An 11,897-nucleotide genomic window follows, 5' to 3' on the forward strand; every position below is an offset into this window, starting at 1 on the left:
GTGACAACGTGAACATGGTTGTTACCCTGATCCACCCAATCGCGATGGACGACGGTCTGCGTTTCGCAATCCGTGAAGGCGGCCGTACCGTTGGCGCTGGTGTTGTTGCTAAAGTTATCGCTTAATCGCGAATAATTTTTCGACACAAAAGAGGGCACTTCGGTGCCCTTTTTTTATGCAATTTGCTCAAATCTTAATTGAAATAAAAAGCATTCCTATTTAGACTTACAGAATTGGTTAAGAAGTGAGTCTCTTATGTACGTATGTCTGTGTAATGCCGTGACTGACAAAGCGATCCGTAAAGCCGTGCGTCAGCACAACCCGCATACCATGAAACAACTGCGTGAACTTGTGCCGATTGGTACCGATTGCGGAAAGTGCATTCGTCAGGCAAGACAGATTATGGTGGAGGAAAGCGGAACCATTATCCCAATGCACGAAGTTGCCTAACTAAAGGTAAGGTTATTTTTTGACTCTTGGCTTACAGCTTCTACACTTTTAGAACTGGCCAGGAGGATTTACCTATGAAAGGCGATAAAAAGATCATTGCTCATCTCAACAAACTGCTCGGTAACGAGCTGGTTGCCATCAATCAATATTTCCTGCACGCCCGAATGTTCAAGAACTGGGGGCTAACACGCCTCAATGAAAAGGAATACCACGAGTCGATCGACGAAATGAAGCATGCCGATCGTTATATCGAGCGTATCCTGTTTCTGGAAGGCCTTCCGAATTTGCAGGATCTCGGCAAGCTGAACATTGGCGAAGATATCGAAGAAATGTTGCGTTCGGACCTGGCCCTGGAATTGGATGGCGCCAAGAATCTGCGTGAAGGCATCGCCTATGCTGATTCTATCCATGACTATGTCAGCCGTGACCTGATGATAGAAATTCTGGCCGATGAAGAAGAACATATCGACTGGCTGGAAACTGAACTGGATTTGATAGCGCGTCTGGGTATCCAGAACTATGCCCAAGCTCAGTTGTAGGCAATAAATACCTTTTACAACGATGTTCTCCTGCCGGCATGAGTTTCTCCGGCAGGGCAGGGGAGCAGCGACAAAGCTTTTACCCTAATCCCGACGAATTTCCCCCTCGGTTTTCACCCGTTAGTTACCCGCCGGTAAAAAATGCCGATATCCTGAGCATATTTCCATCTGTGCCTTGCTTCTCGCTCTGTTTTGCGTATAATGCGCGGGCTTACCTAATCTTGGTAAGCCTGATTTTAGCGAATCAGTCGATAGGCAGGACTTTCTGCTCTTCGAACAATACTCCCGATATGGGGGTTATATGTTGACGATTACACTCCCCCATCAATCGAAATGGGTGTGAGGAGTAATTATTTACGTTTATAAATAATTGGAGCTCTGGTCTCATGCAGAACCAAAGAATCCGTATCCGCCTGAAAGCGTTTGATCATCGTCTTATCGATCAATCAACCGCGGAAATCGTCGAGACTGCAAAGCGCACTGGTGCGCAAGTCCGTGGTCCGATCCCGCTGCCAACTCGCAAAGAGCGCTTTACCGTTCTGATCTCTCCGCACGTTAACAAAGACGCGCGTGATCAGTACGAGATTCGCACTCACAAGCGTCTGGTTGACATCGTTGAGCCAACCGAGAAAACCGTTGATGCTCTGATGCGTCTGGATCTGGCTGCCGGTGTAGACGTGCAGATCAGCCTGGGTTAATCAGGTCATTGAGCGATTGAGAGGTTGAAACAATGATTGGTTTAGTCGGTAAAAAAGTGGGCATGACTCGTATCTTCACTGAAGATGGCGTTTCTATCCCAGTAACCGTGATTGAAATTGAAGCGAACCGCGTGACTCAGGTTAAAGACCTGGAAAACGACGGGTACCGTGCCGTTCAGGTTACCACTGGTAGCAAAAAAGCTAACCGTGTGACCAAACCGGAAGCGGGCCATTTCGCTAAAGCTGGCGTTGAAGCTGGCCGTGGTCTGTGGGAATTCCGCCTTGCAGAAGGTGAAGAGTTCACTGCAGGTCAAAACATCAGCGTAGAAATCTTCGCTGAAGTTAAAAAAGTCGATGTTACCGGTACTTCTAAAGGTAAAGGTTTTGCTGGCACAGTTAAGCGCTGGAACTTCCGTACCCAAGACGCTACCCACGGTAACTCCTTGTCTCACCGCGTTCCGGGTTCTATCGGTCAGAACCAGACTCCGGGCAAAGTGTTCAAAGGCAAGAAAATGGCTGGCCACCTGGGTGACGAGCGTGTAACCGTTCAAAGCCTGGACGTAGTACGTGTTGACGCTGAGCGCAACCTGCTGCTGGTTAAGGGTGCTGTACCGGGCGCAACCGGTGGCAACCTGATCGTTAAACCAGCTGTGAAGGCGTAAGGGGATAGCAATGGAATTAGTATTGAAAGACGCGCAAAGCGCGCTGACTGTTTCCGAAACTACCTTCGGTCGTGATTTCAACGAAGCGCTGGTACACCAGGTTGTTGTTGCTTATGCAGCAGGTGCCCGTCAAGGTACCCGTGCTCAGAAGACCCGCGCTGAAGTGACTGGTTCCGGTAAAAAACCGTGGCGCCAGAAAGGTACCGGCCGTGCGCGTTCAGGTTCTGTAAAGAGCCCGATCTGGCGTTCAGGTGGCGTGACCTTTGCTGCTAAGCCTCAGGACCACAGTCAGAAAGTAAACAAAAAGATGTACCGCGGCGCGCTGAAAAGCATCCTGTCCGAACTGGTACGTCAAGATCGTCTGATCGTTGTCGAGAAGTTCTCTGTAGAAGCGCCTAAAACTAAGCTGCTGGCACAGAAACTGAAAGATATGGCTCTGGAAGATGTGCTGATCGTGACCGGTGAACTGGATGAGAATCTGTTCCTGGCTGCTCGCAACCTGTACAAGGTTGACGTGCGCGATGTAGCAGGTATCGACCCGGTTAGCCTGATCGCCTTCGACAAAGTGGTTATGACTGCTGATGCTGTGAAGCAAGTTGAGGAGATGCTGGCATGATCCGTGAAGAACGTTTGCTGAAAGTGCTGCGTGCACCGCACGTATCTGAAAAAGCATCCGCTGCGATGGAAAAAAGCAACACCATCGTACTCAAAGTTGCCAAAGACGCGACCAAAGCAGAAATCAAAGCTGCAGTGCAGAAACTGTTTGAAGTCGAAGTCGAAGACGTGAACACCCTGGTAGTTAAAGGGAAAGTGAAACGTCACGGTCAGCGTGTTGGTCGTCGTAGCGACTGGAAAAAAGCTTACGTCACCCTGAAAGAAGGCCAGAACCTGGACTTCATCGGCGGCGCAGAGTAAGTCGGAGGAGTAAGAACAATGGCAATTGTTAAATGTAAACCTACATCTCCGGGTCGTCGCCACGTTGTTAAAGTGGTTAACCCTGAGCTGCACAAGGGTAAACCTTATGCCCCGCTGCTTGAGAAACTGAGCAAAAGCGGTGGTCGTAACAACAATGGCCGTATCACCACCCGTCATATCGGTGGTGGCCACAAGCAACATTATCGTCTGGTTGACTTCAAACGCAACAAAGACGGTGTGGCTGCAGTGGTTGAGCGTCTGGAGTACGATCCGAACCGTTCCGCGAACATCGCGCTGGTTCTGTACAAAGACGGCGAACGCCGTTACATCCTGGCGCCGAAAGGCCTGAAAGCTGGTGACCAGATCCAATCTGGCGTTGATGCTGCAATCAAGGTAGGTAACACCCTGCCAATGCGCAACATCCCAGTGGGTTCAACGGTTCACAACGTAGAAATGAAACCAGGTAAAGGCGGCCAGATGGCTCGTTCTGCTGGTGCCTACGTTCAGATCGTTGCACGTGATGGTTCCTACGTAACTCTGCGTCTGCGCTCAGGCGAAATGCGTAAAGTTCCAGTTGATTGCCGCGCCACCCTGGGTGAAGTCGGTAACGCTGAACATATGCTTCGCGTTCTGGGTAAAGCAGGTGCTGCACGTTGGCGTGGTGTTCGTCCTACCGTTCGCGGTACGGCGATGAACCCGGTAGATCACCCGCACGGTGGTGGTGAAGGTCGTAACTTTGGTAAGCACCCGGTAACCCCGTGGGGCGTTCAGACCAAAGGTAAGAAGACCCGTAGCAACAAGCGTACTGATAAGTTCATCGTACGTCGCCGTAGCAAAAAATAATTAGAGGATAAGCCATGCCACGTTCTCTCAAGAAAGGTCCTTTTATTGACCTGCACTTGCTGAAGAAGGTAGAGAAAGCGGTGGAAAGCGGTGACAAGAAGCCTTTGCGCACTTGGTCCCGTCGTTCAACGATCTTTCCTAACATGATCGGTTTGACCATCGCTGTCCATAATGGTCGTCAGCACGTACCAGTGTTCGTTTCCGATGAAATGGTCGGTCACAAACTGGGTGAATTCGCGCCGACTCGTACTTATCGCGGCCATGCGGCTGATAAAAAAGCTAAAAAGCGCTAAGGTAGGAGGAAGAGATGGAAACTATCGCTAAACATCGCCACGCTCGTTCTTCTGCTCAGAAGGTTCGCCTTGTTGCAGACCTGATCCGCGGTAAGAAAGTGTCGCAAGCTCTGGAAACTCTGACCTACACCAACAAGAAAGCTGCTGGTCTGGTTAAGAAAGTGCTGGAGTCTGCCATTGCTAACGCAGAACACAACGATGGCGCTGACATCGATGATCTGAAAGTCACGAAAATCTTCGTAGACGAAGGCCCAAGCATGAAGCGCATTATGCCGCGTGCAAAAGGTCGTGCAGATCGCATCCTGAAGCGCACCAGCCACATTACTGTGGTTGTGTCCGATCGCTGAGACTCTGGAGACTAGCAATGGGTCAGAAAGTACATCCTAATGGTATTCGCCTGGGTATTGTCAAACCTTGGAACTCTACTTGGTATGCGAATACCAAAGAATTCGCTGACAACCTGGACAGCGACTTTAAAGTTCGTCAATTCCTGATTAAGGAACTGGCGAAAGCTTCCGTTTCTCGCATCGTTATCGAGCGTCCTGCGAAGAGCATCCGTGTGACTATTCACACTGCTCGTCCAGGCATCGTTATCGGCAAGAAAGGCGAAGATGTCGAAAAACTGCGTAAGGTCGTAGCGGATATCGCTGGCGTTCCTGCGCAAATTAACATCGCCGAAGTCCGTAAACCGGAACTTGACGCTAAATTGGTTGCTGACAGCATCACTTCACAGCTGGAACGTCGCGTTATGTTCCGTCGTGCTATGAAGCGTGCTGTACAGAACGCAATGCGTCTTGGCGCTAAAGGTATCAAAGTTGAAGTAAGCGGCCGTCTTGGCGGTGCTGAAATCGCGCGTACCGAATGGTACCGTGAAGGTCGTGTTCCGTTGCACACACTGCGTGCGGATATCGATTACAACACATCTGAAGCGCACACCACTTATGGTGTAATCGGCGTTAAGGTATGGATCTTCAAAGGTGAGATCCTGGGTGGTATGGCTGCAGTTGAACAACCGGAACCGGCTGCTCAACCTAAAAAGCAGCAGCGTAAAGGCCGCAAGTAAGGAGAGTCGCTGATGTTACAACCAAAGCGTACAAAATTCCGTAAGATGCACAAAGGCCGCAACCGTGGTCTGGCGCAGGGTACGGATGTTAGCTTCGGCACTTTCGGTCTGAAAGCTGTTGGCCGTGGCCGTCTGACTGCTCGTCAAATCGAAGCAGCTCGTCGTGCAATGACTCGTGCAGTTAAGCGTCAAGGTAAAATTTGGATCCGTGTATTCCCGGACAAACCAATTACCGAGAAGCCGCTCGAAGTGCGTATGGGTAAAGGTAAGGGTAACGTGGAGTATTGGGTTGCCCTGATCCAACCTGGGAAAGTCCTGTACGAAATGGACGGTGTACCAGAAGAGGTCGCCCGTGAGGCATTCAAGCTGGCTGCAGCTAAATTGCCGATCAAAACCACCTTTGTAACTAAGACGGTGATGTAATGAAAGCACAAGAGCTGCGTGAAAAAAGCGTTGAAGAGCTGAACACTGAGCTGCTCAACCTGCTGCGTGAGCAATTTAACTTGCGCATGCAGGCGGCAAGTGGCCAGCTGCAACAAACTCACCTGTTGAAACAAGTGCGTCGTAACGTCGCACGCGTTAAGACTTTACTGACTGAAAAGGCGGGTGTGTAAATGACTGATATTATCCGTACTCTGCAGGGTCGTGTTGTTAGTGACAAAATGGAGAAATCCATGGTTGTTGCTATCGAGCGCACGGTGAAGCACCCGATCTACGGGAAATTCATCAAGCGTACGACCAAGCTGCACGTACATGACGAGAACAACGAATGTGGTATCGGTGACGTGGTAGAAATCCGCGAATGCCGTCCACTGTCTAAGACTAAGTCTTGGACGTTGGTTCGCGTTGTAGAGAAAGCGATTCTGTAATAGAGTAGCTGGCTCTAACTTAATAAACGGCTCAGAAAATGAGCCGTTTATTTTTTCTACCCATACTCTGGAAGCGGTGTTATAATGCTGCGCCCTCGGTTATGGGGCTTTTCAACGACCTAGTAATAGGTCCTAAAGTTGTAGTTGACATTAGCGGAGCACTAACATGATCCAAGAACAGACTATGCTGAACGTGGCCGACAACTCCGGTGCACGTCGCGTAATGTGTATCAAGGTTCTAGGTGGCTCGCACCGTCGCTACGCAGGCATCGGCGACGTCATCAAAATTACCATCAAGGAAGCAATTCCTCGCGGTAAGGTGAAGAAAGGCGATGTGCTGAAGGCGGTAGTGGTGCGCACCAAGAAGGGTGTACGTCGCCCGGACGGTTCTGTCATTCGCTTCGATGGTAATGCATGCGTTATTTTGAACAATAACAGCGAGCAACCTATCGGTACGCGTATTTTTGGGCCGGTAACTCGTGAACTGCGTAATGAGAAGTTCATGAAAATTATCTCTCTGGCACCAGAAGTACTCTAAGGAGCGAACCATGGCAGCGAAAATCCGTCGTGATGACGAAGTTATCGTGCTTACCGGGAAAGACAAAGGTAAACGCGGTAAAGTAAAAAATGTCCTGTCTGCTGGCAAGGTCATTGTTGAAGGTATCAACCTGGTTAAGAAACATCAGAAGCCGGTTCCGGCCCTGAACCAACCAGGTGGCATTGTTGAAAAAGAAGCTGCAATTCAGGTTTCTAACATTGCTCTCTTCAACACGGCTACCGGTAAGGCTGACCGTGTAGGCTTTAGATTCGAAGACGGCAAAAAAGTCCGTTTCTTCAAGTCTAACAGCGAAACTATCAAGTAATTTGGAGTAATACGATGGCGAAACTGCATGATTACTACAAAGACGAAGTAGTTAAAAAACTCATGACTGAGTTTAGCTACGCTTCTGTCATGCAAGTCCCTCGGGTCGAGAAGATCACCCTGAATATGGGTGTTGGTGAAGCGATCGCTGACAAGAAACTGCTGGATAACGCAGCAGCTGATCTGGCAGCAATCTCCGGTCAAAAACCGTTCATCACCAAAGCCCGCAAATCTGTTGCAGGCTTCAAAATCCGCCAGGGCTATCCGATCGGCTGTAAAGTAACTCTGCGTGGCGAGCGCATGTGGGAGTTCTTTGAGCGTCTGATTTCCATTGCTGTTCCACGTATCCGTGACTTCCGTGGCTTGTCCGCTAAGTCATTCGATGGCCGTGGTAACTACAGCATGGGTGTGCGTGAGCAAATCATCTTCCCAGAAATCGACTACGACAAAGTCGATCGCGTTCGTGGCTTGGATATTACCATTACCACTACTGCGAAATCTGATGATGAAGGCCGCGCGCTGTTGGCTGCTTTTAACTTCCCGTTCCGTAAGTAAGGCAGGGTTACTGATGGCTAAGCAATCAATGAAAGCACGCGAAGTTGTTCGCGTGAAACTGGCTGAAAAGTACCGCGCAAAACGCGAGGAACTGAAAGCTATCATTTCTGGTGTGAACTCGTCCGACGAAGAACGTTGGGATGCTGTTCTCAAGCTGCAAACTCTGCCGCGTGATTCCAGCCCGTCTCGTCAGCGTAAGCGCTGCCGCCAAACTGGCCGTCCACATGGTTATGTGGGCAAATTCGGGTTGAGCCGTATCAAGTTACGTGAAGCCGCTATGCGCGGTGAAGTACCTGGCTTGAAAAAGGCTAGCTGGTAATTACCAATTGAATCACGGGAGTAAAGACAGATGAGCATGCAAGATCCGATCGCGGATATGCTGACCCGTATCCGTAACGGTCAAGCCGCGAACAAAGTTGCGGTCACCATGCCTTCCTCCAAGCTGAAAGTGGCAATTGCCAACCTGCTGAAGGAAGAAGGTTTTATTGAAGATTTCAAAATCGAAGGCGACGCCAAGCCTGTTCTGGAACTGGTACTGAAGTACTTCCAGGGCAAGGCAGTGGTAGAAAGCATTCAGCGAATCAGCCGTCCAGGTCTGCGCATCTATAAGAAAAAAGATGAGCTGCCAAAAGTTATGGCCGGTTTGGGTATCGCTGTTGTTTCTACCTCTAAAGGTGTTATGACCGATCGTGCAGCTCGCCAAGCAGGTCTTGGTGGCGAGATTATCTGCTACGTAGCTTAATTCGGGAGGAAAGAATGTCTCGTGTTGCAAAAGCACCCGTCGTCATTCCTGCCGGCGTAGAGGTAAAACTCAACGGTCAGGTTATTTCGATTAAGGGTAAGAACGGCGAGCTGACTCGTACTGTCCACGACGCCGTTGAAGTGAAGCAAGAAGCTAACGCACTGACTTTCGCTCCGCGCGAAGGTTTTGCTAACGCCTGGGCCCAAGCGGGTACTACGCGCGCTCTGCTGAACGCAATGGTAGTTGGTGTTACCGAAGGCTTCACCAAGAAGCTTCAACTGGTAGGTGTTGGTTATCGTGCTGCTGTTAAAGGCAACGTGGTGAATTTAGCCTTAGGCTTCTCTCACCCAGTCGATCACCAGCTGCCAGCAGGTATTACTGCTGAATGCCCAAGCCAAACTGAAATCGTGCTGAAAGGCGCTGATAAACAAGTTATTGGCCAGGTTGCTGCAGATCTGCGTGCCTACCGCCGTCCTGAGCCTTACAAAGGCAAGGGTGTCCGTTACGCCGACGAAGTCGTGCGTACCAAAGAGGCTAAGAAGAAGTAAGGTAACACTATGGATAAGAAATCTGCTCGTATCCGTCGTGCGACCCGCGCACGCCGTAAGCTCAAAGAACTGGGTGCAACCCGCCTGGTGGTACATCGTACCCCGCGTCACATTTACGCACAGGTAATTGCTCCAAATGGTTCTGAAGTACTGGTAGCCGCTTCTACTTTAGAAAAAGCTATCACTGAGCAACTGAAGTATTCCGGTAACAAAGACGCAGCAGCTGCCGTAGGTAAAACTCTGGCTGAGCGCGCGTTGGAAAAAGGGATCTCTAAAGTTTCCTTTGACCGTTCCGGTTTCCAATATCATGGTCGAGTCCAGGCACTGGCAGATGCTGCCCGTGAAGCTGGCCTTCAGTTCTAAGGAAGAGGTTTAAGATGGCTCACATCGAAAAACAAGCTGGCGAACTGCAGGAAAAGCTGATCGCGGTAAACCGCGTATCTAAAACCGTAAAAGGTGGCCGTATTTTCAGCTTTACCGCACTGACAGTAGTTGGTGATGGTAACGGTCGCGTTGGTTTTGGCTACGGCAAAGCACGCGAAGTTCCGGCAGCGATCCAGAAAGCGATGGAAAAAGCCCGTCGCAACATGATGAATGTCGCGCTGAACAGCGGCACCCTGCAGCACCCTGTTAAAGGTGCTCATACGGGTTCCCGTGTGTTCATGCAGCCGGCTTCCGAAGGTACCGGTATTATTGCCGGTGGTGCAATGCGCGCCGTCCTGGAAGTCGCTGGGGTGCACAACGTATTGGCTAAAGCTTATGGTTCCACCAACCCGATCAACGTGGTTCGTGCAACTATTGATGCTTTGGCAAATATGAAGTCCCCTGAAATGGTCGCTGCCAAGCGTGGTAAATCCGTTGCAGACATTCTGGGGTAATTGACCATGGCTAAGACTATCAAAGTAACACAAGTTCGCAGCTCCATTGGCCGTCTGCCGAAGCATAAAGCTACACTGCTCGGTCTGGGTCTGCGTCGTATTGGTCACACCGTAGAGCGCGAGGATACTCCTGCTGTACGCGGTATGATCAACCTGGTTTCCTACATGGTTAAAGTTGAGGAGTAACAGATGCGTTTAAATACTCTGTCTCCGGCTGAAGGTGCCAAGCATGCGCCGAAGCGTGTAGGTCGTGGTATTGGTTCTGGCCTGGGTAAAACCGCTGGTCGTGGTCACAAAGGTCAGAACTCACGTTCTGGCGGTGGCGTACGTCGTGGTTTTGAAGGTGGTCAGATGCCTTTATATCGTCGTTTGCCGAAATTCGGCTTCACCTCGCGCAAAGCTATGATCACGGCAGAAGTTCGTCTGTCTGAACTGGCTCTTGTTGAAGGCGACGTAATCGACCTGAACACGCTGAAAGCCGCTAACGTTGTTGGTACCCAGATCGAATTCGCGAAAGTTATGCTTTCTGGCGAAATCGCTCGTCCGGTTACCCTGCGTGGTCTGCGTGTCACCAAAGGCGCTCGTGCTGCTATCGAAGCTGCTGGCGGTAAAATTGAGGAATAAGTAGCAGATGGCTAAGCAACCAGGATTAGATTTTCAAAGTGCTAAAGGCGGGCTCGGCGAGCTGAAGCGCAGACTTTTGTTTGTCATCGGCGCGCTGATTGTCTTCCGTATCGGCTCTTTTATTCCGATTCCTGGTATCGATGCCACTGTGCTTGCCAAATTGCTTGAGCAGCAGAGAGGCACTATCATTGAAATGTTTAACATGTTCTCTGGTGGTGCCCTCAGCCGTGCTTCTATCTTTGCTCTGGGGATCATGCCGTATATTTCGGCATCGATCATTATCCAGCTGTTAACGGTGGTTCATCCAGCGTTAGCAGAAATCAAGAAAGAAGGGGAGGCTGGCCGTCGCAAGATTAGCCAGTACACCCGCTACGGTACGCTGGTGTTGGCCATATTCCAGTCGATCGGTATTGCTACCGGTCTGCCGAATATGCCTGGTATGCAAGGTCTGGTGTTAAACCCAGGCTTTGCATTCTACTTTACTGCTGTAGTGAGTCTGGTTACCGGGACAATGTTCCTGATGTGGCTGGGCGAACAGATTACTGAGCGCGGTATCGGCAACGGTATTTCGATCATTATCTTCGCAGGTATTGTAGCGGGACTTCCGCCGGCAGTGGCCCATACTATTGAGCAAGCCCGGCAAGGCGACCTGCACTTCCTCCTGTTGCTGTTGGTTGCAGTATTAGTGTTTGCAGTAACCTTCTTCGTTGTTTTCATAGAACGTGGTCAACGTCGTATCGTCGTTAACTATGCGAAGCGTCAACAAGGTCGTCGTGTTTATGCAGCACAGAGCACACACTTACCGTTGAAAGTGAATATGGCAGGGGTAATCCCGGCAATCTTCGCTTCCAGCATTATTCTGTTCCCGGCCACGATTGCATCATGGTTTGGGGGCGGTACCGGTTGGAACTGGCTGACAACGATTTCGCTGTATTTGCAGCCAGGGCAACCGCTTTATGTGTTACTCTATGCGTCTGCAATCATCTTCTTCTGTTTCTTTTACACGGCGTTGGTTTTCAACCCGCGTGAGACAGCAGATAACCTGAAGAAGTCCGGTGCCTTCGTACCAGGAATTCGTCCGGGAGAGCAAACGGCGAAGTACATCGATAAAGTAATGACGCGTTTAACCCTGGTGGGCGCGATGTACATTACTTTCATCTGCCTGATCCCGGAGTTCATGCGTGATGCAATGAAAGTACCATTCTACTTTGGTGGTACCTCGCTACTGATCGTGGTTGTCGTCATCATGGACTTTATGGCTCAAGTGCAAACTCTGATGATGTCAAGTCAGTACGAGTCTGCATTGAAGAAAGCAAACCTGAAAGGCTATAACCGCTAATCAGGTGCGTTTGAGAA

Annotated in this window: 24 protein-coding genes and 1 pseudogene; all 25 read left to right on the forward strand. The window is 50.1% G+C overall.

The features are described 5' to 3' along the window. A pseudogene (tuf, locus tag NR114_RS23825) lies at positions 1–125 on the forward strand (elongation factor Tu); the annotation flags it as partial. A gap of 130 nt (positions 126–255) precedes the next feature. Beyond that, entirely contained in the window at positions 256–450 is a 195-nt protein-coding gene (gene bfd, locus NR114_RS23830) for a bacterioferritin-associated ferredoxin (protein ID WP_013814795.1), read from the forward strand. Between the two features lie 74 nt (positions 451–524). Continuing rightward, on the forward strand, positions 525–989 hold the full coding sequence (gene bfr / locus NR114_RS23835) for a bacterioferritin (RefSeq protein WP_044554945.1): 465 nt from the start codon (positions 525–527) through the stop codon (positions 987–989). A 386-nt stretch (positions 990–1,375) separates the two neighbouring features. Then, complete coding sequence (gene rpsJ, locus NR114_RS23840) at positions 1,376–1,687, forward strand: 30S ribosomal protein S10 (RefSeq protein WP_001181005.1); 312 nt, start codon at positions 1,376–1,378, stop codon at positions 1,685–1,687. A gap of 32 nt (positions 1,688–1,719) precedes the next feature. Continuing rightward, positions 1,720–2,349, forward strand: a complete 630-nt coding sequence (rplC, locus tag NR114_RS23845; protein WP_020837245.1) for a 50S ribosomal protein L3 — start codon at positions 1,720–1,722, stop codon at positions 2,347–2,349. Positions 2,350–2,359: 10 nt separating this feature from the next. Further along, positions 2,360–2,965 (forward strand): 50S ribosomal protein L4, encoded by a 606-nt coding sequence (gene rplD / locus NR114_RS23850; RefSeq protein ID WP_004929779.1) that lies wholly within the window; start codon positions 2,360–2,362, stop codon positions 2,963–2,965. Then, positions 2,962–3,264, forward strand: coding sequence for a 50S ribosomal protein L23 (gene rplW / locus NR114_RS23855; RefSeq protein WP_004951179.1), 303 nt, complete (start codon positions 2,962–2,964; stop codon positions 3,262–3,264). Before rplD ends, rplW begins: the two co-directional genes overlap by 4 nt. Positions 3,265–3,282: 18 nt before the next feature. Next, positions 3,283–4,107 carry a 50S ribosomal protein L2 gene (gene rplB, locus NR114_RS23860; protein WP_020837243.1) on the forward strand — a complete coding sequence of 275 codons (825 nt, stop codon included), beginning with the start codon at positions 3,283–3,285 and terminating at the stop codon, positions 4,105–4,107. Between the two features lie 14 nt (positions 4,108–4,121). Continuing rightward, positions 4,122–4,400: a 30S ribosomal protein S19 gene (rpsS, locus tag NR114_RS23865; protein ID WP_004929772.1), complete on the forward strand. Its 279-nt coding sequence runs from the start codon at positions 4,122–4,124 to the stop codon at positions 4,398–4,400. Between the two features lie 14 nt (positions 4,401–4,414). Then, positions 4,415–4,747 carry a 50S ribosomal protein L22 gene (gene rplV / locus NR114_RS23870; RefSeq protein WP_002223844.1) on the forward strand — a complete coding sequence of 111 codons (333 nt, stop codon included), beginning with the start codon at positions 4,415–4,417 and terminating at the stop codon, positions 4,745–4,747. 17 nt (positions 4,748–4,764) lie between these two features. Next, on the forward strand, positions 4,765–5,463 hold the full coding sequence (gene rpsC / locus NR114_RS23875; protein WP_004951172.1) for a 30S ribosomal protein S3: 699 nt from the start codon (positions 4,765–4,767) through the stop codon (positions 5,461–5,463). A gap of 12 nt (positions 5,464–5,475) precedes the next feature. Then, complete coding sequence (gene rplP / locus NR114_RS23880; RefSeq protein ID WP_004951171.1) at positions 5,476–5,886, forward strand: 50S ribosomal protein L16; 411 nt, start codon at positions 5,476–5,478, stop codon at positions 5,884–5,886. Next, the gene (gene rpmC / locus NR114_RS23885) at positions 5,886–6,077 is read left to right on the forward strand and encodes a 50S ribosomal protein L29 (RefSeq protein ID WP_004951169.1); all 192 of its coding nucleotides are present in this window, start codon (positions 5,886–5,888) and stop codon (positions 6,075–6,077) included. Before rplP ends, rpmC begins: the two co-directional genes overlap by 1 nt. Next, entirely contained in the window at positions 6,078–6,332 is a 255-nt protein-coding gene (gene rpsQ, locus NR114_RS23890) for a 30S ribosomal protein S17 (protein ID WP_020837241.1), read from the forward strand. It abuts the gene before it with no gap. A 166-nt stretch (positions 6,333–6,498) separates the two neighbouring features. Further along, positions 6,499–6,870 carry a 50S ribosomal protein L14 gene (rplN, locus tag NR114_RS23895; protein ID WP_020837240.1) on the forward strand — a complete coding sequence of 124 codons (372 nt, stop codon included), beginning with the start codon at positions 6,499–6,501 and terminating at the stop codon, positions 6,868–6,870. Positions 6,871–6,880: 10 nt separating this feature from the next. Beyond that, on the forward strand, positions 6,881–7,195 hold the full coding sequence (gene rplX / locus NR114_RS23900; RefSeq protein WP_020837239.1) for a 50S ribosomal protein L24: 315 nt from the start codon (positions 6,881–6,883) through the stop codon (positions 7,193–7,195). A gap of 14 nt (positions 7,196–7,209) precedes the next feature. Then, positions 7,210–7,749: a 50S ribosomal protein L5 gene (gene rplE, locus NR114_RS23905; RefSeq protein ID WP_020837238.1), complete on the forward strand. Its 540-nt coding sequence runs from the start codon at positions 7,210–7,212 to the stop codon at positions 7,747–7,749. A gap of 13 nt (positions 7,750–7,762) precedes the next feature. Then, positions 7,763–8,068 carry a 30S ribosomal protein S14 gene (rpsN, locus tag NR114_RS23910; RefSeq protein ID WP_041415050.1) on the forward strand — a complete coding sequence of 102 codons (306 nt, stop codon included), beginning with the start codon at positions 7,763–7,765 and terminating at the stop codon, positions 8,066–8,068. A gap of 30 nt (positions 8,069–8,098) precedes the next feature. After that, complete coding sequence (gene rpsH / locus NR114_RS23915) at positions 8,099–8,491, forward strand: 30S ribosomal protein S8 (protein ID WP_020837236.1); 393 nt, start codon at positions 8,099–8,101, stop codon at positions 8,489–8,491. A gap of 14 nt (positions 8,492–8,505) precedes the next feature. Next, positions 8,506–9,039, forward strand: coding sequence for a 50S ribosomal protein L6 (gene rplF, locus NR114_RS23920; protein ID WP_020837235.1), 534 nt, complete (start codon positions 8,506–8,508; stop codon positions 9,037–9,039). Positions 9,040–9,048: 9 nt separating this feature from the next. Further along, a complete protein-coding gene (rplR, locus tag NR114_RS23925; RefSeq protein ID WP_020837234.1) occupies positions 9,049–9,402 on the forward strand; it encodes a 50S ribosomal protein L18 in 354 nt (117 codons plus the stop codon). A 14-nt stretch (positions 9,403–9,416) separates the two neighbouring features. Beyond that, positions 9,417–9,917 (forward strand): 30S ribosomal protein S5, encoded by a 501-nt coding sequence (gene rpsE / locus NR114_RS23930; protein ID WP_004956164.1) that lies wholly within the window; start codon positions 9,417–9,419, stop codon positions 9,915–9,917. A gap of 6 nt (positions 9,918–9,923) precedes the next feature. Then, entirely contained in the window at positions 9,924–10,103 is a 180-nt protein-coding gene (gene rpmD, locus NR114_RS23935) for a 50S ribosomal protein L30 (protein ID WP_004956161.1), read from the forward strand. A 3-nt stretch (positions 10,104–10,106) separates the two neighbouring features. Further along, positions 10,107–10,541: a 50S ribosomal protein L15 gene (gene rplO, locus NR114_RS23940; RefSeq protein WP_020837232.1), complete on the forward strand. Its 435-nt coding sequence runs from the start codon at positions 10,107–10,109 to the stop codon at positions 10,539–10,541. 7 nt (positions 10,542–10,548) lie between these two features. Then, positions 10,549–11,880, forward strand: coding sequence for a preprotein translocase subunit SecY (gene secY / locus NR114_RS23945; RefSeq protein WP_004929740.1), 1,332 nt, complete (start codon positions 10,549–10,551; stop codon positions 11,878–11,880). Positions 11,881–11,897: the final 17 nt, after the last annotated feature.

Origin of the sequence: Serratia sp. Ser99 (genome assembly GCF_024519545.1) — a bacterium.
Classification (GTDB): Bacteria; Pseudomonadota; Gammaproteobacteria; order Enterobacterales; family Enterobacteriaceae; genus Serratia; species Serratia liquefaciens.

Excerpts from the sequence above, each read along its gene's own strand:
- rpsJ (WP_001181005.1), top strand. The coding sequence starts at position 1,376 with ATGCAGAACCAAAGAATCCGTATCCGCCTGAAAGCGTTTGATCATCGT.
- rplX (WP_020837239.1), top strand. The coding sequence starts at position 6,881 with ATGGCAGCGAAAATCCGTCGTGATGACGAAGTTATCGTGCTTACCGGG.
- rpsQ (WP_020837241.1), top strand. The coding sequence starts at position 6,078 with ATGACTGATATTATCCGTACTCTGCAGGGTCGTGTTGTTAGTGACAAA.
- rplF (WP_020837235.1), top strand. The coding sequence starts at position 8,506 with ATGTCTCGTGTTGCAAAAGCACCCGTCGTCATTCCTGCCGGCGTAGAG.
- bfr (WP_044554945.1), top strand. The coding sequence starts at position 525 with ATGAAAGGCGATAAAAAGATCATTGCTCATCTCAACAAACTGCTCGGT.
- rpsN (WP_041415050.1), top strand. The coding sequence starts at position 7,763 with ATGGCTAAGCAATCAATGAAAGCACGCGAAGTTGTTCGCGTGAAACTG.
- secY (WP_004929740.1), top strand. The coding sequence starts at position 10,549 with ATGGCTAAGCAACCAGGATTAGATTTTCAAAGTGCTAAAGGCGGGCTC.
- bfd (WP_013814795.1), top strand. The coding sequence starts at position 256 with ATGTACGTATGTCTGTGTAATGCCGTGACTGACAAAGCGATCCGTAAA.
- rplC (WP_020837245.1), top strand. The coding sequence starts at position 1,720 with ATGATTGGTTTAGTCGGTAAAAAAGTGGGCATGACTCGTATCTTCACT.
- rplD (WP_004929779.1), top strand. The coding sequence starts at position 2,360 with ATGGAATTAGTATTGAAAGACGCGCAAAGCGCGCTGACTGTTTCCGAA.
- rplV (WP_002223844.1), top strand. The coding sequence starts at position 4,415 with ATGGAAACTATCGCTAAACATCGCCACGCTCGTTCTTCTGCTCAGAAG.
- rpsC (WP_004951172.1), top strand. The coding sequence starts at position 4,765 with ATGGGTCAGAAAGTACATCCTAATGGTATTCGCCTGGGTATTGTCAAA.
- rpsS (WP_004929772.1), top strand. The coding sequence starts at position 4,122 with ATGCCACGTTCTCTCAAGAAAGGTCCTTTTATTGACCTGCACTTGCTG.
- rplB (WP_020837243.1), top strand. The coding sequence starts at position 3,283 with ATGGCAATTGTTAAATGTAAACCTACATCTCCGGGTCGTCGCCACGTT.
- rpsE (WP_004956164.1), top strand. The coding sequence starts at position 9,417 with ATGGCTCACATCGAAAAACAAGCTGGCGAACTGCAGGAAAAGCTGATC.
- rpsH (WP_020837236.1), top strand. The coding sequence starts at position 8,099 with ATGAGCATGCAAGATCCGATCGCGGATATGCTGACCCGTATCCGTAAC.
- rplW (WP_004951179.1), top strand. The coding sequence starts at position 2,962 with ATGATCCGTGAAGAACGTTTGCTGAAAGTGCTGCGTGCACCGCACGTA.
- rplO (WP_020837232.1), top strand. The coding sequence starts at position 10,107 with ATGCGTTTAAATACTCTGTCTCCGGCTGAAGGTGCCAAGCATGCGCCG.
- rplN (WP_020837240.1), top strand. The coding sequence starts at position 6,499 with ATGATCCAAGAACAGACTATGCTGAACGTGGCCGACAACTCCGGTGCA.
- rplR (WP_020837234.1), top strand. The coding sequence starts at position 9,049 with ATGGATAAGAAATCTGCTCGTATCCGTCGTGCGACCCGCGCACGCCGT.
- rpmD (WP_004956161.1), top strand. The coding sequence starts at position 9,924 with ATGGCTAAGACTATCAAAGTAACACAAGTTCGCAGCTCCATTGGCCGT.
- rplP (WP_004951171.1), top strand. The coding sequence starts at position 5,476 with ATGTTACAACCAAAGCGTACAAAATTCCGTAAGATGCACAAAGGCCGC.
- rplE (WP_020837238.1), top strand. The coding sequence starts at position 7,210 with ATGGCGAAACTGCATGATTACTACAAAGACGAAGTAGTTAAAAAACTC.
- rpmC (WP_004951169.1), top strand. The coding sequence starts at position 5,886 with ATGAAAGCACAAGAGCTGCGTGAAAAAAGCGTTGAAGAGCTGAACACT.